A 24,643-nucleotide genomic window follows, 5' to 3' on the forward strand; every position below is an offset into this window, starting at 1 on the left:
GTATTGTCCGTTTAACTCGTCTCCTCCTTGAAGGAGACTACTGGAGAATACTGATGGACGCTCGCATCCTCAAAGAAGATGACGAATCCGGCCTGCCGAACAAGCAGGCAGACGTAACTCTTTTGCATGGCAAGCCGACGCAGGCCGATGCAGAAGCCGCTGTACGTACGCTTTTGCTCTGGGCCGGTGACGACCCGGAGCGTGAGGGTCTTCTGGAAACGCCGAAGCGCGTGGCCAAGGCCTATAAGGAACTGTTCGCAGGCTATACGGAAAGCCCGGAAGAAGTTCTCGGGACGGTGTTCGAGGAAGTCGGAGGCTATAACGATCTCGTCCTCGTGAAGGACATTTCGTTCCATTCGCATTGCGAGCACCACATGGTGCCGATCATCGGCAAGGCGCACGTCGCCTATCTGCCCGATCACAAGGTGGTTGGCCTTTCCAAGATCGCCCGCGTCGTGGATATTTTTGCGCGTCGCCTTCAGACGCAGGAAAGCATTACTGCGCAGATCGCCGACAGCATCCAGCGCATTTTGAAGCCTCGCGGCGTTGCTGTCATGATCGAGGCGGAACATATGTGCATGGCCATGCGCGGCATTCGCAAGCAGGGTTCGACGACCATCACCACCACATTTACCGGCGAAATGCAGGTCAATGCGGAGGAGCAGGTTCGCTTCATGACCCTGACCCGCAGATAAGCGGCAGACGATGAGCTTCTTTCCCACTCAGCCTTCCGACAAGAAGGCCATTGAAGAAGGCGCGGCATTTATGCCGCGCTTCGATGCATCGGGCCTCATCACCGCTGTCGTTACCGATGCGCGTGACGGCGAATTGCTGATGGTCGCCCACATGAATGAGGAGGCATTGCGCCTTACGCTCGAAACGGGAATTGCCCATTACTGGTCTCGCTCACGGGCCACGCTCTGGAAGAAGGGCGAGACGTCGGGCAACCTGCAAAGCGTAGTCGAGTTGCGCACGGATTGCGATCAGGACGCGCTGTGGCTCAAAGTGCGCGTAGCGGGTGATGGTCCTACCTGCCATACGGGCCGCCGTTCGTGCTTTTATCGGCAGGTCTTGTCTGATGACGGAAAAATATCCCTGACCATGGGAACGGCCTGCGATCACGAGCATTAACCTCGGTCAAAAGGATGTGATGGCGCGAATATGAGTCGCGCCATCAATTCGCAGCATTTATTCTTTGGATACTATGTTTCACTAACCTGAAGCGGTTCTCGTGACACGGAACTGTCTGATCGTTTTAGCCATTTGTCTGTGCATTTCCTGACGCAAGCCGCTTTAGTCTTTTGCCGGAAATGCTCCAGATCGAAACGAAGAGGTGTCCATCGTGATGCTCGCATGGGGGCAGCGGCGCAAGGCAGCGAATAACGACCTTGTACAGCCGACGGATGAAATCGCCGAAACGCCTGAAATCAAGCGTGAGCCCCGCCGGATAGCCTTGGCGCTGGGCGGTGGAGCCGCGCGCGGTTGGGCGCATATCGGCGTTCTGCGCGCGCTGGATGAAGCCAATATCGATATCGAGATGATTGCCGGCACGTCGATCGGCGCGCTTGTGGGTGGCTGTTATCTGGCCGGAAAGCTGGACGAGCTGGAAGAATTCGCCCGCAGCCTAACACGGCGGCGCATGTTCAATCTCCTCGACATTACATTTCGCGGCAGCGGACTGTTCGGCGGCATGAAACTGGACGGTCGCCTGCGTGAACATCTGGATGGGCTGCGCATCGAGGAACTGGATCGTCCCTTCGTCGCGATCTGCACGGAGTTGCGCACCGGTCACGAAATCTGGCTATCTTCCGGCCCTCTGGTGGAGGCGATGCGCGCCTCCTATGCCCTGCCCGGTGTTTTCGAGCCTGTGCGCTGGCAAGAGCGTGTGCTGGTCGACGGCGCGCTCGTCAATCCCGTGCCCGTATCCGTTTGCCGTGCTTATGAGCAGCGGCTCGTTCTGGCGGTAAATCTTCATTACGACCAGTATGGCCGCGCTGCGGTCATCAAACATGCGCAAACACATCAGGACAGCCTCGGCGATGCAATTCACGGCGAGAAGGAAGCACGTCTCGGCATTACCGGCGTGATGATGGAAGCCTTCAACATCATTCAGGATCGTATATCGCGCGCCCGCATGGCTGGCGACCCGCCGGATGTCACGCTTATGCCGATCGTGGGACAGATCGGGCTTGCCGATTTCCATCGCGCATCCGAAGCCATCGATGCCGGATATACAGAAACGCTGAAGCGCCTTGAGGATATCAAGCGCCTGCAGGGCATCGCCGGCTGATTTTCGACAGCCGAAACGAATCCGGGGGAATCGGACTCACCGGATTCGTTTCCCTTTGCTACCTCCAGCTTGGTCTCCGACCTCCACCCATCCGCTTGATGACGTTTTTCAGAAATTTTTCTGATTTGTGGAAGTCTTTGAAAAAGCCCGGAATTTCTGGGTTTCTTTCCTTCCTGTCGTGATTGAGCACAAGCTTTTTCACATTCTTTTTCAAAAAGATTGCCGGAAGATGCAGATGGGGCTTGTGCACCCCAAAGTGATTTGCTAAATGCCCACTCGCCGACGGAGTTCGGCTCCTACCACGGGCGGTCGTGGCGGAATTGGTAGACGCGCAGCGTTGAGGTCGCTGTGGGGCAACCCGTGGAAGTTCGAGTCTTCTCGACCGCACCATCTTCTCTCAAGAACAATTTAAAATACTTTCCCCGCAAGGGGTTAAAGTTGTTTCTTGATTAGAGCCTTTCACTTATCTCCAATGCATTGCAAACAAAAACGCGCCCTTCAAGGAAGAGCGCGCCGATAGAATGTCGGGTTTTTGGTTCAGCTTTTTCCGATCTCCGATAGGATCGCGCCGCTGTGTTCACCAAGCTTTGGGGAGCGGTTGTCGAGCTTCAGTTCGGCATTCGAGAAGCGAATGGGCGTCCGCAAGCCGGGGACCCCTTGCGGGTCTATTTTCATCCCCCTCGCCTCGAATTGCGGGTCTGCGAACACATCGGCCACCGTGTTGATCGGGCCAGCAGGCACGCCGATTTTGGCAAGCTCGGCCAGAAGATCGTCACGCTTCCACGCTTTCGTCTTTTCTTCCAGAAGTGCTGTCAGAGCGGCACGGTTGGCCACACGCGCCGAATTGCTGACAAAACGCTCGTCGGCCGCGAGATCGCCAATGCCGAGCAATGAAGTCAGTTTCCCGAACTGTCCGTCGTTGCCGCAGGCGATGATGAAATAGCCATCGGAAACGGGGAGCGTTTGATAGGGCGCGATGTTCGGATGCGCGTTGCCCATGCGCTTTGGTGAAACACCTGACGCCAGATAGTTCATCGCCTGATTGGCGAGCACCGCCGACATGCAGTCGAACAGCGCCATATCGATATGCTGGCCGGTGCCGGTGCGCTCGCGCATGATGAGTGCGGACTGGATCGCAATCACGCTGTAAAGGCCGGTAAAAATATCGGCGAAAGCCACGCCGATCTTCTGCGGCTCCCCGTCGGGCTCGCCCGTGAGATCCATGATGCCGCCCATGCCCTGGATCATGAAATCATAGCCTGCGCGCTCTGCATAAGGGCCGGTATGGCCGAAACCGGTGATCGAGCAATAGATCAGGCGTGGATTGATGGCCTTCAGACTCTCATAGTCGAGGCCGTATTTGTCGAGCCCGCCAAGCTTGAAGTTTTCGATGACGACATCGGCATCAGCGACAAGCTGGCGGACCAGTTCCCTGCCCTCTTCGGTGCGAAAATCCGCGGTAATCGAGCGCTTGCCGCGATTGCAGGCGTGGAAATAGGCAGCAGACCGTTCGCCGTCCACATCGATGAATGGCGGACCCCATTTGCGCGTATCGTCACCCTCGGGGCTTTCAACCTTGATGACATCGGCTCCCAGATCGGAGAGCGTCTGTCCCACCCATGGCCCGGCCAGAATGCGGGCCAGTTCTACCACCTTGAGACCGTCAAGCGGCGTGTTCTGCATTTTCAGCAATCCCGTATGAAAAATAAAAGAGCCCGCCCGCGAACTGCGAACGGGCCCGAATGGAAGGCTTATGGCGTGGTGATCAGAAGAAAGCCTGAATGCCGGTCTGGGCGCGGCCAAGGATCAACGCATGAACGTCATGCGTGCCTTCATAGGTGTTCACCGTTTCCAGATTCTGCGCGTGGCGCATGACGTGGTATTCAATCTGGATACCATTGCCGCCGTGCATGTCGCGTGCCTGACGGGCAATATCGAGCGCCTTGCCGCAATTGTTGCGCTTGACGATGGAAATCATTTCAGGCGCCATCTGGCCTTCGTCGAACAGGCGGCCGACGCGCAAGCTTGCCTGTAGGCCGAGAGCGATTTCGGTCTGCATGTCAGCCAGCTTCTTCTGGTAAAGCTGCGTGCCAGCAAGCGGCTTGTTGAACTGCTTGCGGTCAAGACCGTACTGACGGGCGCGGAACCAGCAATCTTCCGCAGCGCCCAGCACGCCCCAGGAAATCCCGTAACGGGCGCGATTGAGGCAACCGAACGGACCCTTGAGGCCCGATACGTTCGGCAGAAGCGCATCTTCCGAAACTTCAACGCCGTCCATGACGATTTCGCCGGTGATCGAAGCGCGTAGCGAAAGCTTGCCGCCGATCTTCGGTGCGGAAAGACCCTTCATGCCCTTTTCAAGCACGAAGCCGCGAATTGCGTTGTCGTGCGCGGCAGACTTTGCCCAGACGACGAACACATCGGCGATCGGTGAATTCGAAATCCACATCTTCGCACCGGTGAGGCGATAGCCGCCGTCGATCTTTTCGGCGCGGGTCTTCATGCCTGCCGGATCGGAGCCCGCATCGGGCTCGGTCAGGCCGAAGCAGCCGATGAGCTCGCCGGAAACGAGACCCGGAAGGTATTTCTTGCGCTGTTCGTCGGAGCCATAAGCATAGATCGGATACATCACGAGCGACGACTGTACGCTCATCATCGAACGATAACCGGAATCGACGCGCTCGACCTCGCGCGCCACCAGACCATATGCAACATAGCCCGCATTGGCTGCGCCGTACTCTTCTGGCAGCGTCACGCCAAGGAGACCGGCCTGCCCCATCAGGCGGAACAGTTCAGGATCGGTCGTCTCATCCAGATAGGCCTTTTCAACGCGGGGCAGCAGAACGTCCGTCGCGAAAGCCTTGGCCGAGTCGCGGATCATGCGCTCGTCTTCGGTCAGCTGATCATCCAGCAGAAACGGGTCTTCCCAGCTAAAAGCCGCACGTGACATCAGTGTATTCTCCTCAATGAAAATTTGCAGGAAATATGGACCGTGCCGGAGTTCCGTGCAATCGACGTTTACTCATCGATCTATTCCATTTAGTAATGGATCATGATCTCGATATCACGCCGCCTGCTTCCTTCCACCAGTGCGCTTGCCGCCTTCGATGCCGTTGCGCGGCATGAAAGCTTTTCGGCGGCCGCCGAGGAACTGTCACTGACGCAAGGCGCGGTGAGCCGACAGATTGCAACGCTTGAAGAACAGCTTGGGACCGCGCTTTTCGACCGCACCAGCCGCCATGTCGTACTTTCCGACGCGGGACGTGCCTATCTGAAGGCAGTGGGCCCGGCGCTGGCGTCTATCCGCGCCGCCTCGCTACAGGTCATGTCACAGATGCGCGGCACCACGCTCAATTTGGCCTTCCTTCCGACATTCGGAACGCGCTGGTTGATACCGCGCATACCGCATTTCGTGGCGAAGTATCCGGATATTATCCTCAATTTTGCGACCCGTATCGGCCAGTTCGATTTCGATCGCGAAGGGCTGGATGCGGCGATCCATATCGGCCAGCCGGACTGGCCCAATGCCGATAGTGTGTTCCTGATGGACGAAACTGTTGCGCCCGTGTGCAGCCCGGCTTTTCTTCAGCGGAACCCGGTTCACGCACCTTCCGATCTTCTGCCGCTTCCGCTGTTCAACATGGCTTCGCGCCCCGGTGCGTGGGATCACTGGTTCAAAAGTCTCGACATCGCCGCCCCGGTTTCTCCGGGAATGCGCTTCGAGCAGTTTTCAAATGTCTCACAGGCCTGCATTGCCGGTCTCGGCGTTGCTCTGATGCCGCTATTCCTCATTCGCGCCGAGATTGAAAGCGGACAGCTTGTGGTCGCTTGTCCGCACACGGTCAAAAGTCCGAGCAGCTATTACTTTGTGACGCCTAAGGCTCGTTCGAGCACCCCGGCGGTATCAGCCTTCCGAGATTGGCTGCTGATGGAAATCAAAAGCGAGAGTGTGACTCAACCAGTCACGAAACCCGCATAGCCGTCGCTCAGAGTCTTGCACAGGATCGCCGAATAATCGGCGAAGGACTGATCGTCAGGCCTTATACGCCCGAATGACGGACCGGCAAATTGCCTCATGGGTACGAGCGCAAGTGGCGTTGAAACCGGGGTCAGATGTGCGCCCTGCCCGGCGCGCAATGTCGTTAGGACACCAAACATTTCGCCTGTGATGCTTGGGCGGGAGAGCACGGCCATACGGTACTGGCCGGACGTATTCGTCACGAGATAGATATGTCCCGAAAGATGTGGAACGGAAACGGCCCCCTGTTGCGAGAACGAAACGTCGGAACGTTCACGCTCACGAAAACTGAGATGCCCGGCATCGAAATTCCAACCGATTTCCGTGATATACGCGAAGATGGCACTGTCCTCGCCGAACGAAGGACGCAAGGTGAGGTAGTCGCCTTCGAGCCATGAAACCGAGGCACGCGAATAGGCGCCAAGTTCTTCCGCTGCGTGGCTGTTGCCATTCCTGGCAAGCGCGGGGGGAGCTTCCCCCGCCTGCTCGCGCAGGGCGATACCCATTGCCTGTTCAAGCCGGATGATGGTTGCGAGTGTGAAGGGCCTGTGTCCGGACAGCGCTTTTTCCAATGTCGAAAGACTGATTCGCGCTTCATCGGCCAGATGCTGGCGCGAAATACGCCGCCGAGCGATTTCCTCACGAACCCGAACGGCAACGCGGGTATTGATCTGGTCGGGAAGGTGAGAGTCCTGATCGGACATGGCTTATCCTGAATTGCGTACTTTTCTTCACAATTCCACACATATGCGTAACCGGCAAGGCGGTTTGCGGAAAGGGACGGCTGAAACTTGGCAAAGCTTACGCTGGAGTGGAAACAGTCGCTCCAGCGACAATGGCTCCAGTTCTTCGAGGTGAACAAGGAGCATGTCATGTCACCCGCGACAAGTCTTTCAAATCATGGCAACAGAGGCCGGTTAGTTTCCCACTTCTGTTCGTTCGTCTGGTTCTGCAACATGGCGTTGCTGCCGGCATTGGCTGTCGTTTTCTGTCTGTTGCAGATCGTTCAGGCCCGCGCCGAAACACCCGCTTTGGTTACCCCGAACGAGGTTCAATCCGGCAGCCTTCTGCTGGAAACAAGCGAAGCCGGGCGTTACGCCGAAGCGCCCCGGATTGCGACGGACGTCAATCTCGATGTGAGCGGGCCGACGGCCCGAGCCCGGATGACGCAGGTATTCGAGAACCCGACCGACGGTTTCGTCGAAGCCCTCTATGTTTTTCCACTGCCCGAAGAAAGTGCAGTTTATTCGCTGAAAATGGTTATCGGCGATCGCGTGATTGTCGCTGACATCAAGGAGAAGCAGGCAGCTCGCGAAATATATGAAAAGGCGAAAAGCGAAGGCAAAAAAGCCACGCTGATCGAACAGCAGGGGCCCAATGTGTTTACCAATGCGGTCGCCAATATCGGCCCGCACGAAAAAGTCGTCATCCAGATCGAGTATCAGCAGGCGGTGCGACTTTCCAGTGGGCGTTTTTCGCTGCGTGTGCCGTTGGTCGTCGCACCACGTTATAATCCAGACAACGCCTCGCCCATTGTCCAGGAAGTCGAAATGAAAAACGGCTGGGGTATGACGAGCGATACTGGCAAGGCCGATACTTATAACGCACCGATTGTAACACCTTTGGCCCCACCGGCTGACCTGCGGACAAATCCTGTGAGCATCTCGGTCAATCTGAAGGCTGGCTTCCCGCTTGGAAAGGTTGAAAGCCTTTACCACAAGGTCAGGATCGATACGACGAATGACGCCACGCGTGAAATCACGCTGGACGGAGCCGCTGCTGCGGACCGCGATTTCGTTCTGGAATGGAGTGCTGTCGAAAATGATGCGCCGCAGGTCGGACTGTTCCGCGAACATATCGGCAAGGATGACTATGTGGTTGCCTATGTTACGCCACCGTCTGTTGCCGGCATGAAGAAGGCGCAGCGTGAAGTCATCTTCGTGATCGATAATTCCGGATCAATGGGCGGCACATCCATGGAACAGGCGAAGGCCAGCCTGGATTACGCATTGTCAAAACTTCATCCCGGAGACCGTTTCAATGTGATCCGTTTCGATGACACATTGACGAGGTTCTTCGAGGATTCGGTCGAGGCCAATCAGCAGAATATCGCCTCCGCCCGCCGTTTCGTAATGAACCTTGAAGCGCAAGGCGGCACGGAAATGCTGCCAGCCCTTCATGCTGCGCTTGATGACAGCCATCAGAGCAGCGGATTGCGGCAGATCGTGTTTCTTACCGACGGCGAGATCAGCAATGAGCAGCAATTATTGGATGCCGTGGCGGCACGTCGAGGACGTTCGCGTATTTTCATGGTCGGCATTGGCTCTGCCCCGAACTCCTATCTGATGAATCGCGCGGCGGAACTTGGACGCGGAACCTTCACGCATATCGGGTCGGCGGCTGAAGTGGATGACCGCATGCGGGCTCTGTTCGACAAGCTTGAAAACCCGGCTGTTACCGATCTGAAGGCTAATTTTTCCGAAAAGAATGTGAGCATGACGCCTTCCCTTCTGCCCGATCTTTATCGTGGCGAACCACTTGTCATCGCGGCACGAATGGGTAAAGCGACGGGAAACCTTGTTATCGAAGGCCAGATTGACGGCCGTCCGTGGACAGTCGAACTGCCGCTCGATCAGGCAATCAATGCCGAAGGCATTTCAAAGTTGTGGGCGCGTCGCAAGATTGATGATGCCGAAGTGGAACTTACCCTTGGCAAGATTTCTCAGGACGCCGCCGATGCGCGCATTCTTCGCCTCGCACTGGAACATCATCTGGTCAGCCGGCTGACGAGCCTCGTGGCTGTGGACAAGACACCCTCGCGACAGGCAAATGCGCCGCTGACCCGCGCCGATATTCCGCTGCAACTGCCGGCTGGCTGGGATTATGACAAGCTGTTCGGCATCCGTGCGGATCGCAATGTCGAGAATCGCGCTAGCATGGATATGAATGGTGTAAGCGACACTGTTCGCAGCCATGAAAGCCCCGCATCACCATCATCGCCGTCGCAGTCGATCCCGCTGCCGCAGACGGCAACGCCAGCAACGATGCTGCTCATTCAAGGCTTGGGTTTGGTGCTGGCTGGCCTGTTCGTCGTCTGGTTCTTCCGCCGCAAGGAGAATGTGTGATGCGTATTAATCAGGTTGTTACAGGGAGCGCATTGAAGCGCTCCCTTCTCCCTACGGTGGGAATGGTGCTGATTGCGATGGGTTTGGCACTTTCCGGTCAGGGAATCTGGATACATGCGAAAGCGTTTGCGGCGCAGATCCTGCTTGAAAGAGCCTTTTCGGAGAGCATTGAAACGGGCGCTCCGGTCAAACCCTGGGACTGGGCCGATACCTGGCCGGTTGCCCGTATCGAAGTCCCACGGCTTGATGAATCAGCCATTGCCCTGAAAGGTGCCAGCGGTCAGGCATTGGCTTTCGGTCCCGGCCATCTGGACAATACGCCGATGGCGGGGGAACGGGGGACGGCCGTCTATGCTGCGCATCGCGACACGCATTTTGCATTTCTGAAGAATATCGAGAAGAACGACCAGATACTCGTCACTCGCAGCGACGGAAAGACGGTTTCCTATCGCGTCAGCCACATGACCATAGCACGGTGGGATGAGGCGAAGATCGCGCCGGAGCGCGAAGGCCGCCACCTCGTCCTGGCGACCTGCTACCCATTCGATGCGATTACTCCTGGCCCCCTTCGCTATCTGGTCTATGCGGATATGGAGACAGTCAAGTCAGGTGATTGATCGACTTGCGATCTCATAGGAATGCAGGCGCTTCTTGTGATCGTGGATCATGCCGGTCAACATCAACTCGTCGGCTCCGGTGCTTTCGGCAAAGGCTTTGATGCCCTTCGCGACTGTCTCCGGTCCGCCGACCACGCGGCATGACAGCATCTGACGGACGAGCGCTTGTGCTGCCGGATCAAGCCGTTCCGCATAACCCTCGACCGGAGCGGGAAGCTTGCCGGGGCGACCGCTACGCAGGTTCACGAAAGCTTGCAACTGCGACGTGAAAAGATAGTTGGCTTCCTCGTCCGTATCGGCAGCAATGACGTTAAGGCCCAGCATGACGTAGGGCTTCTGCATATATTCCGATGGTTCGAACCGCTCACGATAAAGCGCAATGGCACGTTCCATCTCCACAGGTGCGAAATGCGAGGCGAATGCATATGGCAGGCCAAGCATGGCTGCAAGCTGCGCGCCAAACAGGCTGGAGCCGAGAATCCAGACCGGCACATTCAATCCCTCGCCCGGCACTGCGCGCACACGCTGGCCCGGCTCGGCTGGTTTGAAATAGTTGAGCAACTCGACCACATCCTGCGGAAAAGCGTTTGCATCGTTGTCGAGATTGCGTCGAAGCGCATGGGCGGTGATCTGGTCGGCGCCGGGAGCGCGGCCCAACCCAAGATCGATACGGCCCGGAAACAGCGAGGCAAGCGTGCCGAACTGTTCGGCTATCACCAGCGGCGAATGGTTGGGCAGCATGACGCCGCCCGCGCCGACGCGGATCGTCGAGGTGCCGTTGGCGACGTAACCGATAACCACGGATGTCGCCGCGCTGGCGATGCCCGGCATATTGTGGTGCTCGGCGAGCCAATAACGATGGAAGCCGAGCCGTTCGGCATGTTGCGCAAGTTCCAGCGTGTTGTGCAGCGATTGCGCTGCATCACTGCCTTCGGGAACGGGCGAAAGATCTAGAACGGACAAAGGTATCATACTGGCTCATATGGGTTGGAACGCCGCATTCGCAACGTTAGCAAAACAAAAAAGGGCGACCTATTTCTAGGCCGCCCCTTGTCGTTGGTTCAACGCAAGTTTCAGTGATGTTGCACTGGAGCCGGTTCGCCACCCGCTTCGGAGGACGCGACATACTCCCCTTCCACATCCTTCTTCGCGATGAAGGTGTAGAACATGGGCACCACGAACAGCGTGAAGATGGTGCCGATCACGATGCCGGTGAAGATCACCAGACCCATCGAGTAACGAGCTGCCGCACCCGCTCCGGTCGCAATGATGAGCGGCACAACGCCGAGCGCCATGGCCGCAGTGGTCATCAGGATCGGGCGCAGACGGGTTTCAGCCGCGACGACGATCGCATCCCGGCGTGAAAGACCATGCAGGCGGCGCTGCTGATTGGCGAATTCCACCATCAGAATGCCGTGCTTGGTTATCAACCCGACAAGGGTGATGAGACCGACCTGCGTGTAGATGTTGAGTGTGCCGAGGCCGATATTGAGCGGCACGATGGCGCCGAAGATCGACAGCGGAACCGACATCATGATGATGAACGGGTCGCGGAAGCTTTCAAACTGTGCCGCAAGCACCAGATAGATCACGATGACGGCGAGGCCGAAGGCGATCAGGATGGTGTTGCCCTGCTCTACTTCCAGACGCGACTGGCCGGAATAATCCAGGAAGAAGCCTTCCGGCATCTTGGACTTGGCCAGATCGACCAGAGTTTGCAGGCCCTGCCCGGTGGTGACGCCCGGTAGCGGCAATGCTGAAATCGTGGCCGAATTCAGCTGGTTGAACTGTTCGATTGCAGCAGGCGATGCGTTCTGGCTGACCTTGATGACCGAAGACAGCGGGATCATCGAGCCGGAGACGCTGCGCACATAGAAGTCGCCCAGCTTTTCCGGGTTCGAACGGTAGACATCCGGCACCTGTGTGATGATGTCATAGCTGTTCGAATCGCGGTCGAACTTCGCGACCGACGCGCCACCGGTCAGAAGACCCAGCGTCGAACCGATATCGCTGATCTGCACGCCGAGCGTCGCCGCGCGGTCACGGTCGATGGTGATCGTGATCTGCGGTGCGTTGAAGGAGAGCGAATTCTGCACGATGATGTACTGGCCGGAAGCCTGCGCTTCGTTCTTGATCTCTTCAGCAAGTTCGAACACCTGATCGGCCGGGCCGGTCGACTGCAAGGCAATCGATATCGGCAACCCGCCGCCCGTTCCCGGCAGGGACGGAGGCGCGAAGATGAAGGCCTGTACACCGGCCACCTTGGATATACGTGCGGTCAGGTCTTCCTGTATCTGCTTTTGCGAGCGGGTACGCTCGTTCCAGTCCTTCAGAACCCAGAGCGCGATACCCGATGTCGTACCGCCGTCCATGCCGACGATCTGGAAGCGGGTCTTCAGTTCTGGAAGATCTTTTGTCAGTTCATCGATCTGTTCGGCGTAGAGATTGGTATAGGCCGAAGTCGCATATTGCGGAGCCTGAAACATCGAGAACAGCGCGCCGGAATCTTCTTCCGGTGCCAGTTCGCTCGAGGTGTTCATGAACAGGAAACCCGTCAGGCCCATCAACGCTATAACGATCATCAGCGTAATGCCGCGATAGTTAAGCGAGTTGGAAACGCGGCGGTGATACCACTTCTCGAAGCGCGAGAAGGTTCGGTCGATCAATTGCTGGAAGCGGGTTTGTTCCCCATGCTTGAGCATGCGCGCACACATCATGGGAGAAACCGTCAATGCGGCAATGCCCGAGATGATAACGGCACCGGCCAGCGTGAATGCGAATTCGCGGAACAGAGCGCCCGTCAGACCGCCCGTGAAACCGAGCGGTGCGAACACCGCCGCCAGCGTGATCGTCATTGCGATGATCGAGCCGGTGATTTCCTTCATGCCCTTGAACGCGGCATCCATGGGCCGGAGGCCCTCTTCAATATGCCGGTGGATATTCTCCAGCACCACGATGGCGTCATCGACCACAAGACCAATGGCAAGAACCATCGCAAGCAGCGACAGGAGGTTGATCGAGAAACCGAGCACATAAAGGAAAAAGCACACGCCGATCAGTGAAATCGGGATCGTCACAATCGGAATCAGGACCGAACGGAACGAACCGAGGAAGACGATGATGACCAGAATGACGATGGCCACAGCTTCGCCGATGGTCGTGAAGACTTCCTTGATCGACGAGCTGATCTGTTCCGTCGCGTCGTAAACCAGAACAAGCGACATGCCTTCCGGCAGCGACGCCTGAATGGACGGAAGTTCCTTGCGGACAGCCGCCGCCATGTCGATGGGGTTTGCCGCCGGTGTCGGGAAGACGCCGAGGAATGTACCCGCCGAGCCGTTGAACGAAACGATGGTGTCCGTGCTTTTTGCAGCCAGTTCGACCCGCGCGACGTCACGCAGGCGAACGACGTCGTCGCCCGACGCCTTGATCGGCATCGCGCCGAAGGCTTCCGGGGTCTGCAAGGTCGACTTCAACGTGATCGAAGACGCAACATATTCGTTCTTCGTCGTGCCGGGTGCCGACAGGAAGTTGGAGGCTTTGATTGCCGCCAGAACTTCCGGTGCGGTGATCTGGCGGGCCGCAAGCTGGATCGGGTCCAGCCAGACGCGCATCGAATAAACCTGGCCGCCCAGAATTTCAGCCTTTGCAACGCCCTGAATTGTGGACATGCGCGGCTGGATGACGCGCTCCAGATATTCGGTGATCTGCTCGCTCGTCATATTCGGGTTCTGCGCCGCCAGATACATGGTGGCGAAGTTCTGGCCCGTGCCCTTGACGATGACCGGATCGTCGGATTCGTCCGGCAGGTCGCCGCGAACCTGATTGACCTTGGCGATGACTTCCGTCAGCGCCGCATCCGGGTTTGCGCCAAGCTTCATCTGCACCGTCACGGTGCTTGACGATGGACGGCTCGAAGAGGTCACGTAATCGATGTTTTCGGTGGTCGCGACCGCTTCTGCAATCGGAGCGGTGATGAAGCCCTGAATAAGATCAGCACTGGCGCCGGCATAGGTGGTTGTAACCGTGATGACGGTTTCGTCGACCTTCGGATATTCGCGCACTGTCAGCTGCGCGATGCCCTGAAGGCCTAACAGGATGATCATGAGGGCGACCACCGTGGCAAGCACGGGGCGCCGGATGAAGATATCGGAAAAGCTCATCTTGATCGCCTATTGCTTGCCAGCCGGTTGGCCGGCCGGTATCGGATTGACGGTGTTGTCGATTTTCACCGGAACACCGGGCGAAAGCCTGTTCTGGCCTGCGGTGATGACGATATCGCCAGCCTTCAGACCGCTCGTCACCTCGACGAGACCGGAATAACGGCGTCCAAGCTTGATGAATACCTGCTGCGCCACCTGCTTTTCGCCTTCTTCCGGCTTGGCATCGGCTGCAGGAGCCTTGGCGGTGTCGTCGCCTTCGGCAGCCTTCGCGCCCTCCGGCTTCTGTTCCGGACGGACCGCATAGACATAGTCGCCGTAGAGGCTGGAAATAATCGTGGTCTGCGGCAGGGCAATGACGTTGTTTTCTTCCGGCAGTTCCACGCGAACCTGCACAAACTGGCCAGGCGTCAGCTTGTGATCCGGATTCTGCACCTCTGCGCGTACCGAGACCAGTCGGGTCGCGGGATCGATCTTGGGATCGATACCGACGATCTTGCCGGTAAAATCAAGCGCTTCCGCTGCCGAACCGACCTTGACGGTCTGCCCGAGTTTGATGGACGCGAGGGACTGTTCTGGAACCGTGAAGTCGATACGCATCACATCCGTGTTCTGCAGCGTGGCGATGACCGTGCCGGGCGTCAGATACTGGCCGAGATCGACCTTGGAAATGCCGATCACGCCGGAGAATGGAGCCTTGACGGACTTCTGGGCCAGCGTTGCGCGCATTTTTTCAACACGCGCGCTTGCGGCATCGGCAGCAGAAGCCGTTGTATCGACATTCGACACAGCGCCAACACCGCGCGTGCGCAGCGTATCGGCGCGCTTCAGGTTCTGCCTGGCAAGAACGGCTTCGGCTTCGGCGGCAGCGAGGTCAGCCTTCTGAATGCTGTCTTCCATCTGAAGCAGCAGGTCGCCCTGTTTGACTTCCTGATTGGCCTTGAAATTGATCTTCTGCACGACGCCGTCGAGCTGCACGGTCAGGTCAACACCATTGAGCGCATTGGCCGTACCGATGGCTTCGATACCCGGCTTCCACTCGCCCGGCTCCACCGTGACGGTCGAAACCGTCTGGGCAGGCTGCTGCATGTTGGCGAAAAAGTCTTTGATGGCCTGTGATCGGAACAGGTTAAAGCCAACGAGGCCTCCGACGACGATCACGAGGAATAGTATTGCCAGTATAAGGCGCTTGATCATTGCGGATGCACTCCAGATGGCTCCCTGATCGATCAGGGGTTGGGGGATTGGCCGCGGCGCCTTCTTCGCTTTCACGCAAAGGTCGCGCGTATTTTACTTGAATGAAAGTGGCGAATAACTGTACCGTCCGGACGGTATTGTCAACACTCGAACTGTCAGGAGACACCTGTAAGTTGCCAACTAAAAAGAAGGTCTCGTCGCGCGAACGTATTTTGCGCGCTGCTATCGAGCTCGCCCGAGAGATCGGCCCTGCTCACCTCTCTCTCGATGCCGTAGCAGCCCGTGCGGGGCTTTCAAAAGGCGGATTGCTTTATACTTTTCCGACAAAGGCCAAACTGCTCGAAGCCGTGGTCGAAGAATACATGAAAGAGCATGAACACGCCATGGAGGTTCAGGAGACACTCCAGAAAGGCGATAAAAACCGGGTGGCGCGAGCTTTTCTGGACGTTTACCGCGTTCAGGCCGATGACGAGCCGCCCGCCTGCGGCGTTCTCGCCGCGCTTGCCGAAGACCCGGGGTTCATGGTGCCGGTCCGGCAATATCACAGGGCTTTCCTCGACCGCATGATCAAGGACACAACCGATTCCGACACGGCGCTGATCGTCTATCTGGCTGTCGCAGGTCTGGAATGCTCGAAATTGCTGGAATGTGAAATTCTGAATGATGAGGAACAGCGCGCCGTCCTGTGTCGTCTGGAGAACATGCTGACGGTCGGATAGGCTCGGGCTCGGGACGCATCTGCGGGATGCGTCCCGGTTTACGTTCCTGTGATTCGTATTATCTTCCAGCTGGAGAAAATACGCGCAGGCGGTGTCCGTCCGGATCAGTTGCCACAAAAGAGCGCCCGAACTCCAGTGTTTGGGGCTTGGACAAGATGGATATCCCGCGCGCGGTCCACTCTCCATACACCTTGTCGATCTCTTCATAACTCGCGTAACGGAAGGCAATTTCCCCGCCAAAAGCGCCGGAATCAGCTGCCGGTTCGACTGTGTGCCTGGACCACAGTCCCAGCATCAGCCCGTTGTTCAACAGGAATAGTACAAAAGTCGATGAGGCCTCGACGGGCTCAACTGCCAGCAAATCGGTATAGAAGCGCCTGCTCGACTGCGGATCGTCGACATAGAGAATTGTAAAATTCGCGTGGATCATTGTTGTGGCTCCTTGGTTGAATGTGAGCAACACTAAGGAGATACACTGTCAGTTTCCGGCAGTATCAGTCGAAGTCCCGTATGATTCCCTGGCGTGCCTTCCACTCTCTAAGAAGCGCAGAACGTCGCTTTGGATATCGTTCGTCTTCCACATTCATGTTGGCGATACGATCTGTACGGAAATGCCTGAAGTCCTGTCGCATTTCGCACCAGGCGAGCACCACCCGCACTTGCTCGAAGAAAGTCAGCGCGAACGGCCAGATCAGGCGCTCGGTAGGTACGCCTGCCGCATCCTTGTAGAGAATGCGAATTTTTCTCTCTGTCCGAATAGCGCCGCGAAGAGGGGCAATGTCCACCACATCGACCGTACCGGACCCGCCCGGCCCGACAAGGAGGTTGACGGTTTCGAGGGCAATGCGTGAATCATCGGGCATTACCGCTGCAACTTTGGCCAGAACGTTGCGTGCCGCCGTGCCGAGTTCGGCATCTCCTCTGTCCGCAACCCAGCGTGCGCCCAGAACGAGAGCCTCAATTTCTTCCTGATTGAACATGATAGGCGGCAACGTGAAGCCGGGACGCAGGATATATCCCAATCCCGCCTCCCCCTCGATATCCGCACCCTGCGCCTGAAGGCTGGCAATATCGCGGTACAGCGTGCGAATGCTGATACCGAGTTGCTGCGCCAGTGTTGTCCCACTCACAGGACGGCGATGGGTCCGAAGCAACTGCAAAAGCGCGAGGAGACGTTCAGAGCGAGACACCAGACCCCTCCCCTTACTTTTGATTGACAGATGCTACAGAAGGGCCGGAATATCGCCCTTCGCCCATCCTTCCGAGGTTTCGGCGGCGAAATCGGTAAAGCGGCCATCAGCGATTGCCGCGCGGATGCCCTTCATCAAATATTGATAGTAGGCGAGATTGTTCCAGGTAAGCAGCATTGCGCCGAGCGCTTCACCAGATTTCACCAGATGATGCAGATAGGCGCGGCTGTAGTCGCGCGATGCCGGGCAATCCGATTCCGGATCGAGCGGGCGATGATCGTCCGCGTGGCGCGCATTGCGCAGGTTCACCTTGCCGAACCGCGTAAACGCAAGGCCGTGGCGACCTGCTCGCGTCGGCATAACGCAATCGAACATGTCGATGCCGCGGGCAACCGATTTCAAAATATCGTCCGGCGTGCCTACACCCATCAAGTAGCGGGGCTTTTCCGATGGCAGGATGGGGCAGACCACTTCCAGCATGTCGAGCATGACCTGCTGCGGTTCGCCCACTGCCAGACCGCCAACCGAATAGCCCTTTAGGTCCATCGCCTTCAGCGCTTCCGCCGATTTTTCGCGCAGGCGTGCCACGTCGCCGCCCTGCACGATGCCGAACATCGCCTTGCCCGGCTGATTGCCGAAAGCCACCTTGCAGCGCTCGGCCCAGCGCAGCGACAGTTCCATGGCGCGCTCGGTGTTCTTTTCCGGCGAAGGCAGCGCCACGCATTCGTCGAGCTGCATCTGGATATCGCTATCGAGCAGGCCCTGTATCTCGATGGAGCGCTCCGGCGTCATTTCATAAGGCTTGCCGTCGATATGCGAGCGGAATGTCACGCCGTTTTCGTCGAGCTTGCGCAATTGCGCCAGCGACATGACCTGAAACCCGCCTGAATCGGTCAGGATTGGGCCTTTCCAGCCGCCGAATTCATGCAGACCGCCGAGGCGCGCCACGCGTTCTGCCCCCGGACGCAGCATCAGATGATAGGTGTTGCCAAGGATAATATCGGCTCCAAGCTCTTTCACCTGGTCCATATACATGGCCTTGACCGTGCCAGCCGTGCCGACCGGCATGAAGGCAGGTGTGCGCACCACGCCGCGCGGCATGGAAATCTCACCCTGACGAGCAGCGCCGTCTGTTGCCAGCACCTTGAATTCGAAGTTTTCGGTTGTCATGCGGTGTCTTTAGCTTTGTCGGCTCGCTCTAGCAAGCTGCCGTCGCCATAGGAATAGAAGCGGTAGCCGTTGCCGATGGCATGGTTGTAGGCGGCGCGCATCGTCTCAAGTCCGCTGAATGCCGATACCAGCATGAACAGCGTCGAGCGCGGCAGGTGGAAATTGGTCATGAGCACATCGACTGCGCGGAACTTGTAGCCGGGGGTGATGAAAATATCGGTCGCACCGGACCATGGACGGATGATACCGTCCTCACCTGCCGCACTCTCGATCAAGCGCAGGGATGTCGTGCCGACGCAGACGATCCTGCCGCCCCGCTCGTGAACGGCATTGAGCGCATCGGCAGTGCGCTGCGACACATAACCGATTTCGGAATGCATCTTGTGGTCGGCCGTGTCGTCGGCCTTGACCGGCAGGAAAGTCCCCGCGCCCACATGCAGCGTTACGAAATGTTCCTCAACGCCTTTGGCCTTGATCTTTTCCAGAAGCTCCGGCGTGAAATGCAAACCGGCGGTGGGCGCTGCGACGGCGCCTTCCTCGCGGGCATAGACCGTCTGATAGTCCTTGCGGTCGCGTTCGTCTTCAGCCCGCTTCGATGCGATGTAAGGCGGCAGCGGAATGTGCCCGACCGAGGCGATAGCCTCATCCAGCATGGCGCCGGAAAGATCGAACACCAGAAGCGCCTCGCCTGCGTCGCCCTTTTCCGCCACAGTGGCATCAAGCGTGCCGAGGAAGCAGCTCGAACCAGAATGGCCGAACCGGATGCGATCGCCTTCCTTCACGCGCTTGGCCGGACGCAGAAAAGCCTTCCAGCGATCGGCCCCGGTGCGCATATGCAGCGTGGCGCTGACCTGCGAAATATTGCCTTCCCGCTCGCGCATGCCTTCAAGCTGCGCCGGTATTACCTTGGTATCATTGAAAACAAGAGCATCGCCCGGCTGCAGCAGGTCCGGCAGCTCGAATACCTGTCGATCCTCGAATGGCTGGCCGGGGCGGACACGCAACAGCCGGGCGTGGTCGCGTGGCTCGACCGGGCGCAGGGCAATGCTCTCTTCCGGCAAATCGAAATCGAAAAGATCAACACGCATTATGAACCTCGTGAGAGCATTTCCGCAGAATGGCCGTGTGTGGAAATGCGTCAAAGCAAGAACGGCCCCGGCAATACCGGAGCCGCAATAGCTGGACAGAAATTACAGGATCAGATGTCGGCAGCGATACGCGCCGTTACGATCTGGTCTGGATCGGACACCGGTTCGCCGCGCTTGATCTTGTCGACATTGTCCATGCCTTCGATGACCTGACCCCAGACGCTGTACTGGCGGTCGAGCCATGGAGCATCGGCAAAGCAGATGAAGAACTGCGAGTTGGCTGAATTCGGGTTGGCGGAACGCGCCATCGAAGCGGTGCCGCGCTTGTGCGGCGTGTTGGAGAATTCGGCCTTCAGGTCCGGCTTGTCCGAACCGCCCATGCCGGCGCGCGAGCCGTTGAAATGAGCGCCGCCCGTCTTGCCGAACTTAACGTCGCCGGTCTGTGCCATGAAGCCATCGATCACGCGGTGAAACACCACGCCGTCATATGCGCCTTCGCGAGCCAGTTCCTTGATACGCGCCACATGATCCGGCGCGAGGTCCGGATAGAGTTCCAGAACGACATTGCCCTTGGTGGTTTCCAGAACGAGCGTGTTTTCAGGGTCTTTGTAAGCCATTGGGCCTCTCCTTGTATTTACTTCTTGGTGGCCTGAAGCGTGGCCTTGATGATCTTGTCAGGGTTTGTCACGGCGCCGTTTTCGGCTTCGCTGCCCTTCTTTATCTTGTCGACGACATCCATGCCGCTGACAACCTTGCCGACCACCGTGTACTGGCCATTGAGGAACGAGCCGTCGGCAAACATGATGAAGAATTGCGAATTGGCAGAGTTCGGGTTCTGGCTGCGGGCCATGCCCACGGTGCCGCGCACGAAGGGTTCCTTCGAGAATTCCGCAGGAATATCCGGATAGTCCGAGCCACCGGTGCCGACGCGCGAGGCATCGAAGCCCTTGTCCACATTGCCGAACTTAACGTCGCCGGTCTGTGCCATGAAACCCGGAATGACGCGGTGGAAGGCAACGCCGTCATAAGCGCCCTCACCGACCAGCTTTTCGATCTGCGCCACATGCTTTGGCGCCAGATCGGGACGAAGCTGGATAGCCACGTCGCCATCTTTCAGCTTGAGAACCACGGTGTTTTCGGCATTGGCGGCGGCAGCGGTGTGGACCGCGCCTTGTGACAGCGCGAAGAAAGCAGCAGCGGCGAGCACTGAGCGAACGAAAGACATGATTGAAAAACTCCCTGTGGTCAGGATTTGAATTTGGCGTTCAAAGCGGCAGCGACCGCCGCCGGAACGAAGGGTTTTATATCGCCGCCCATGGAGGCAATCTGGCGAACCAATGTGGCGGTAATCGTGCGCACTGCCGGGTCTGCCGGGAGGAACACGGTCTGCAATTCCGGCGCCATGGTGCCGTTCATGCCTGCCATCTGCATTTCATAGTCGAGATCGGTGCCATCGCGCAAACCGCGGACCATCAATTGTGCGGCATGTTTGCGCGCTGCATCGATGACCAACCCGTCGAAGGAAATGACAGAAACCCGGCCTGCATCCTTGCCCAGGATAGCCTTGCTGCTTTCGCCGATGAGGGCCACGCGTTCCTCAAAGGTGAACAGGGGCTTTTTGCCGGGGTGAACGCCAATCGCGACAATAACCTCATCGGCAAGGCGCAGAGCACCTTTAAGCACATCCATATGGCCGTTTGTCACCGGGTCGAAGGAGCCCGCATAGATCGCAATCGTCATTTCTTCCAGCTAGCCTTTTCTGACAGGTTTTTCAACAAGAACAACAGCGATAAGAAAACGGAAACCAAGAAAGCAGATTAACGCGACATGAACGACGATTTCACGACATGTTCACAACCGATTTACCAGAATAGGCGCAGGTTTGGTGCAACCTTTTCGCTTCTGAAGCGTATGTATGTCGAAAGGATAACACGATGATGATCTTTCTTCTGGCATTATCCATGATGGTCGCGATGGCTGCCTCGGCAATCATACTGCTTCTCGAAGAGAACGAAGCCAAACGTCAGCGCGTGCGTCAGGTCGCATTCGACATCAACAGCCTGCGCAACATGCGTTCGCGCTAGGCCTTGACAGCCGGGCTCACGCAAAAGCGTTGGAGCTGCTGTCAAAGAGTTTCCGTGATCGCCAATTCCTCCAGTCTTGGCATCTGAAAAAGGCCGATGGTTCCCGCCATCGGCCTTTTTCATTGATCGGTACGAAAAGCCAGATCAACCTGGCTTCCCGATTATTCTTCGGTGTCCGCGATCGGTGCTTCACCTTCCGGCGCCGCATCGCCCTCACCGCCGTTTTCTTCATCGCTATCCGTTTCGGATATGCGTTCGACCGAAACGACCTTTTCGCCGTCCGCCGTGTTGAAGATCGTGACGCCCTTGGTGGAACGTCCGGCAATACGGATACCGTCGACCGGTACGCGAATGAGCTGTCCGCCGTCCGAAACGAGCAGAATCTGGTCGCTTGCCTCGACCGGGAACAGGGCGACGAGCTTGCCGATTTCGTCGGTCTTCGACGTATCGGTAGCGCGAATGCCCTTGCCGCCACGACCGGAAACGCGGAACTCGTAGGACGAGGAACGTTTGCCATAGCCGTACTCGCTGACGGTCAGCACCGTCTGTTCGCGCGCTTTCAGTTCCTGATAGCGTTCGTCGTTGAGCTCGGTTTCGTTTCCGACTTCTTCGCCAACCACCACGATATCATCCGCGTCATCGGCGCCCTGCGCACGGCGCTCGGCAATCGAACGCTTGAGATAGGCCGAACGTTCAGCCGCGTCGGCATCGACGTGATGCAGGATCGCCATGGAGATGACCTTGTCGCCATCGGCCAGATTGATGCCGCGCACGCCGATGGAGTTGCGGCCTGCAAAGACGCGCACATCGGTGACGGGGAAGCGAATGCACTGGCCGCCGGCGCAGGTCAGAAGCACGTCGTCGAATTCCGTACAGGTATCGACCGAGAGGATTTCATCGCCCTCGTCTTCGAGCTTCATCGCGATCTTGCCGTTGCGGTTGACCTGAACGAAGTCCGACAGCTTGTTGCGGCGAACCGTACCGCGTGTGGTCGAGAACATGACGTCCAGATTTGCCCAGGATTCTTCATCCTCAGGCAGCGGCATGATGGTGGTGATGCGCTCGCCCTGCTGCAATGGCAGCATGTTGATGAGCGCCTTGCCGCGCGACTGCGGCGTGCCGACCGGCAGGCGCCAGACCTTCTCCTTGTAGACGATGCCTCGCGAGGAGAAGAACAGAACCGGCGTATGCGTATTGGCCACGAACAGGCGCGTGACGAAATCCTCGTCCTTCGTCGCCATGCCGGAGCGGCCCTTGCCGCCACGGCGCTGCGCACGATAGGTCGTCAGCGGCACACGCTTGATATAGCCTGCATGGCTGACGGTAACGACCATATCCTCACGGGCGATCAGGTCTTCGTCATCCATTTCGGCGCCGCCGAAACCGATTTCGGTGCGGCGCGGGGTTGCGAACTCGTCGCGAACCGCAATCATCTCGTCCTTGACGATGGTCATCACGCGCAGGCGCGAACCGAGAATGTCGAGATAATCGCGGATTTCCTCGCCGATCTTGTTCAACTCGTCCGCCACTTCGTCGCGACCGAGCGCGGTCAGGCGCTGCAGACGCAGATCGAGAATGGCGCGAGCCTGCTCCTCGGAGAGATTGTAGGTGTTGTCGTCGTTCAGCGTGTGGCGCGGATCGTCAATGAGACGGATCAGCGGTGCCACATCAACGGCCGGCCAGCGGCGTTCCATCAACTGCTCGCGTGCCGTCGTCGGATCGGGCGCACGGCGAATAAGTGCAATCACCTCATCGATATTGGCAACGGCAATCGCAAGACCGACCAACACATGCGCGCGGTCACGCGCCTTGTTGAGCAGGAACTTGGTGCGGCGCGTCACGACTTCCTCGCGGAAGACGACGAAGGCGCGCAGCATGTCGAGCAGGTTGAGCTGTTCCGGCTTGCCGCCGTTCAGCGCCACCATGTTGCAGCCGAAGGAGGTCTGCAGCGGCGTGTAGCGGTAGAGCTGGTTCAGCACAACGTCGGCAACGGCGTCACGCTTGAGTTCCACCACGACGCGATAGCCTTCGCGGTCGGATTCATCGCGCAGATCGGAAATGCCCTCGATGCGTTTGTCGCGCACCAGTTCGGCCATCTTTTCGATCATCGAAGCCTTGTTCACCTGATACGGGATCTCGGTGATGATGATGGCTTCACGGTCGCCGCGCATCGGCTCGATGGTGGCGCGTCCGCGCATGACAACAGAACCGCGTCCGGTCGTGTAGGCGGAATTGATGCCGGAGCGACCGAGAATAATGCCGCCGGTCGGGAAATCCGGACCCGGAATGATATCCATCAGTTCGGCAAGTTCGATAGCCGGATTGTCGATCAGCGCAATGCAGCCGTCGATGACTTCGCCGAGATTGTGCGGCGGAATATTGGTCGCCATGCCGACCGCAATACCGCCCGAACCGTTGACGAGCAGGTTCGGAAAGCGCGCAGGCATGACAACCGGCTCTTTCTCGCGGCCGTCATAGTTGTCCTGGAAGTCGACCGTATCCTTGTCGATGTCCGACAGGATGGTTTCGGTAAGCTTTTCCAGACGGCATTCGGTGTAACGCATCGCCGCCGGCGGATCGCCGTCGATGGAGCCGAAATTGCCCTGCCCGTCGACCAGCGGATCGCGCATGGAAAAATCCTGCGCCATACGCACGAGGGCGTCATAAATAGATGCATCGCCATGCGGGTGGTACTTACCCATCACCTCACCGACCACACCCGCCGACTTGCGGTATGGGCGGTTATAGGCGAGGCTCATCTCGTTCATGGCATGGAGAATGCGGCGATGCACGGGCTTCAGGCCGTCGCGCACATCGGGCAGCGCACGGCTCACGATAACGCTCATCGCGTAATCGAGATAGGAGCGCTGCATCTCCTCGATAATGGAAATCGGTTCGATACCGCTAGGGCCGCCGTTTGGGCCACCATTCATATCGTCGGAACCGGGTGGAGGCGTTTGATCTGACACTATTCAGATTTCTTTC

22 protein-coding genes and 1 tRNA gene are annotated in these 24,643 nt (G+C 58.0%); 9 read left to right on the forward strand and 14 right to left on the reverse strand.

The genetic code is table 11. The annotated features are described in order from the left end of the window. Nucleotides 1–53: 53 nt before the first annotated feature. From folE to J9800_RS06645, 4 genes are all read left to right on the forward strand, one after another. The gene (gene folE / locus J9800_RS06630) at nucleotides 54–695 is read left to right on the forward strand and encodes a GTP cyclohydrolase I FolE (protein ID WP_006466810.1); all 642 of its coding nucleotides are present in this window, start codon (nucleotides 54–56) and stop codon (nucleotides 693–695) included. Between the two features lie 10 nt (nucleotides 696–705). Next, a complete protein-coding gene (gene hisI / locus J9800_RS06635; RefSeq protein WP_112588311.1) occupies nucleotides 706–1,131 on the forward strand; it encodes a phosphoribosyl-AMP cyclohydrolase in 426 nt (141 codons plus the stop codon). 211 nt (nucleotides 1,132–1,342) lie between these two features. Next, a complete protein-coding gene (locus tag J9800_RS06640; RefSeq protein ID WP_114215704.1) occupies nucleotides 1,343–2,290 on the forward strand; it encodes a patatin-like phospholipase family protein in 948 nt (315 codons plus the stop codon). Between the two features lie 305 nt (nucleotides 2,291–2,595). Then, nucleotides 2,596–2,680 (forward strand) — tRNA-Leu (locus J9800_RS06645). Nucleotides 2,681–2,827: 147 nt separating this feature from the next. Here J9800_RS06645 and J9800_RS06650 read toward each other — a convergent pair. Both J9800_RS06650 and J9800_RS06655 read right to left on the reverse strand, forming a co-directional pair. Beyond that, the gene (locus J9800_RS06650; protein WP_114215373.1) at nucleotides 2,828–3,973 is read right to left on the reverse strand and encodes a CaiB/BaiF CoA transferase family protein; all 1,146 of its coding nucleotides are present in this window, start codon (nucleotides 3,971–3,973) and stop codon (nucleotides 2,828–2,830) included. An 82-nt stretch (nucleotides 3,974–4,055) separates the two neighbouring features. Beyond that, complete coding sequence (locus tag J9800_RS06655; RefSeq protein WP_162792631.1) at nucleotides 4,056–5,240, reverse strand: acyl-CoA dehydrogenase; 1,185 nt, start codon at nucleotides 5,238–5,240, stop codon at nucleotides 4,056–4,058. Nucleotides 5,241–5,342: 102 nt separating this feature from the next. On the opposite strand from J9800_RS06655, the gene J9800_RS06660 reads away from it, so the two are divergent. Next, nucleotides 5,343–6,269, forward strand: coding sequence for a LysR family transcriptional regulator (locus J9800_RS06660; RefSeq protein WP_114215371.1), 927 nt, complete (start codon nucleotides 5,343–5,345; stop codon nucleotides 6,267–6,269). Here the strand turns inward: J9800_RS06660 and J9800_RS06665 are convergent. Beyond that, entirely contained in the window at nucleotides 6,245–7,012 is a 768-nt protein-coding gene (locus J9800_RS06665; RefSeq protein WP_114215370.1) for a helix-turn-helix domain-containing protein, read from the reverse strand. The two genes, J9800_RS06660 and J9800_RS06665, sit on opposite strands and share 25 nt — an antisense overlap. A gap of 252 nt (nucleotides 7,013–7,264) precedes the next feature. On the opposite strand from J9800_RS06665, the gene J9800_RS06670 reads away from it, so the two are divergent. Together J9800_RS06670 and J9800_RS06675 are read left to right on the forward strand one after the other, a co-directional pair. Then, nucleotides 7,265–9,433 (forward strand): marine proteobacterial sortase target protein, encoded by a 2,169-nt coding sequence (locus tag J9800_RS06670; RefSeq protein WP_286191601.1) that lies wholly within the window; start codon nucleotides 7,265–7,267, stop codon nucleotides 9,431–9,433. After that, nucleotides 9,433–10,050 carry a class GN sortase gene (locus tag J9800_RS06675; protein WP_114215369.1) on the forward strand — a complete coding sequence of 206 codons (618 nt, stop codon included), beginning with the start codon at nucleotides 9,433–9,435 and terminating at the stop codon, nucleotides 10,048–10,050. The genes J9800_RS06670 and J9800_RS06675 overlap by 1 nt, the downstream gene beginning before the upstream one ends. Here the strand turns inward: J9800_RS06675 and J9800_RS06680 are convergent. The 3 genes from J9800_RS06680 to J9800_RS06690 form a co-directional block, all read right to left on the reverse strand. Then, nucleotides 10,039–11,022 carry an LLM class flavin-dependent oxidoreductase gene (locus tag J9800_RS06680; protein ID WP_114215368.1) on the reverse strand — a complete coding sequence of 328 codons (984 nt, stop codon included), beginning with the start codon at nucleotides 11,020–11,022 and terminating at the stop codon, nucleotides 10,039–10,041. The two genes, J9800_RS06675 and J9800_RS06680, sit on opposite strands and share 12 nt — an antisense overlap. 101 nt (nucleotides 11,023–11,123) lie before the next feature. Beyond that, entirely contained in the window at nucleotides 11,124–14,213 is a 3,090-nt protein-coding gene (locus J9800_RS06685; RefSeq protein WP_114215367.1) for an efflux RND transporter permease subunit, read from the reverse strand. Nucleotides 14,214–14,222: 9 nt separating this feature from the next. Continuing rightward, the gene (locus J9800_RS06690) at nucleotides 14,223–15,407 is read right to left on the reverse strand and encodes an efflux RND transporter periplasmic adaptor subunit (protein ID WP_114215366.1); all 1,185 of its coding nucleotides are present in this window, start codon (nucleotides 15,405–15,407) and stop codon (nucleotides 14,223–14,225) included. Nucleotides 15,408–15,580: 173 nt separating this feature from the next. Between J9800_RS06690 and J9800_RS06695 the strand changes: the two genes are divergently transcribed. Further along, nucleotides 15,581–16,126 carry a TetR/AcrR family transcriptional regulator gene (locus tag J9800_RS06695; protein WP_112588293.1) on the forward strand — a complete coding sequence of 182 codons (546 nt, stop codon included), beginning with the start codon at nucleotides 15,581–15,583 and terminating at the stop codon, nucleotides 16,124–16,126. Nucleotides 16,127–16,184: 58 nt separating this feature from the next. On the opposite strand, the gene J9800_RS06700 is transcribed toward J9800_RS06695, so the two are convergent. The 7 genes from J9800_RS06700 to coaD form a co-directional block, all read right to left on the reverse strand. Then, the gene (locus J9800_RS06700; protein WP_114215365.1) at nucleotides 16,185–16,556 is read right to left on the reverse strand and encodes a VOC family protein; all 372 of its coding nucleotides are present in this window, start codon (nucleotides 16,554–16,556) and stop codon (nucleotides 16,185–16,187) included. A gap of 64 nt (nucleotides 16,557–16,620) precedes the next feature. After that, nucleotides 16,621–17,316, reverse strand: a complete 696-nt coding sequence (locus J9800_RS06705) for a helix-turn-helix transcriptional regulator (protein ID WP_114215364.1) — start codon at nucleotides 17,314–17,316, stop codon at nucleotides 16,621–16,623. A gap of 33 nt (nucleotides 17,317–17,349) precedes the next feature. After that, nucleotides 17,350–18,486 carry a tRNA guanosine(34) transglycosylase Tgt gene (tgt, locus tag J9800_RS06710; RefSeq protein ID WP_114215363.1) on the reverse strand — a complete coding sequence of 379 codons (1,137 nt, stop codon included), beginning with the start codon at nucleotides 18,484–18,486 and terminating at the stop codon, nucleotides 17,350–17,352. After that, nucleotides 18,483–19,574: a tRNA preQ1(34) S-adenosylmethionine ribosyltransferase-isomerase QueA gene (gene queA, locus J9800_RS06715; RefSeq protein ID WP_114215362.1), complete on the reverse strand. Its 1,092-nt coding sequence runs from the start codon at nucleotides 19,572–19,574 to the stop codon at nucleotides 18,483–18,485. The genes tgt and queA overlap by 4 nt, the downstream gene beginning before the upstream one ends. A gap of 110 nt (nucleotides 19,575–19,684) precedes the next feature. After that, entirely contained in the window at nucleotides 19,685–20,191 is a 507-nt protein-coding gene (locus J9800_RS06720) for a peptidylprolyl isomerase (protein ID WP_006466795.1), read from the reverse strand. 17 nt (nucleotides 20,192–20,208) lie between these two features. Next, nucleotides 20,209–20,799, reverse strand: a complete 591-nt coding sequence (locus J9800_RS06725; protein ID WP_112588283.1) for a peptidylprolyl isomerase — start codon at nucleotides 20,797–20,799, stop codon at nucleotides 20,209–20,211. Nucleotides 20,800–20,819: 20 nt separating this feature from the next. Further along, the gene (coaD, locus tag J9800_RS06730; RefSeq protein ID WP_112588280.1) at nucleotides 20,820–21,314 is read right to left on the reverse strand and encodes a pantetheine-phosphate adenylyltransferase; all 495 of its coding nucleotides are present in this window, start codon (nucleotides 21,312–21,314) and stop codon (nucleotides 20,820–20,822) included. 194 nt (nucleotides 21,315–21,508) lie between these two features. On the opposite strand from coaD, the gene J9800_RS06735 reads away from it, so the two are divergent. Beyond that, complete coding sequence (locus J9800_RS06735; protein ID WP_162929761.1) at nucleotides 21,509–21,658, forward strand: hypothetical protein; 150 nt, start codon at nucleotides 21,509–21,511, stop codon at nucleotides 21,656–21,658. A gap of 161 nt (nucleotides 21,659–21,819) precedes the next feature. On the opposite strand, the gene gyrA is transcribed toward J9800_RS06735, so the two are convergent. Then, nucleotides 21,820–24,591 carry a DNA gyrase subunit A gene (gyrA, locus tag J9800_RS06740; protein WP_114215702.1) on the reverse strand — a complete coding sequence of 924 codons (2,772 nt, stop codon included), beginning with the start codon at nucleotides 24,589–24,591 and terminating at the stop codon, nucleotides 21,820–21,822. Between the last annotated feature and the right edge of the window lie 52 nt (nucleotides 24,592–24,643).

Source organism: Ochrobactrum sp. AP1BH01-1, from assembly GCF_018066705.1.
Classification (GTDB): domain Bacteria; phylum Pseudomonadota; class Alphaproteobacteria; order Rhizobiales; family Rhizobiaceae; genus Brucella.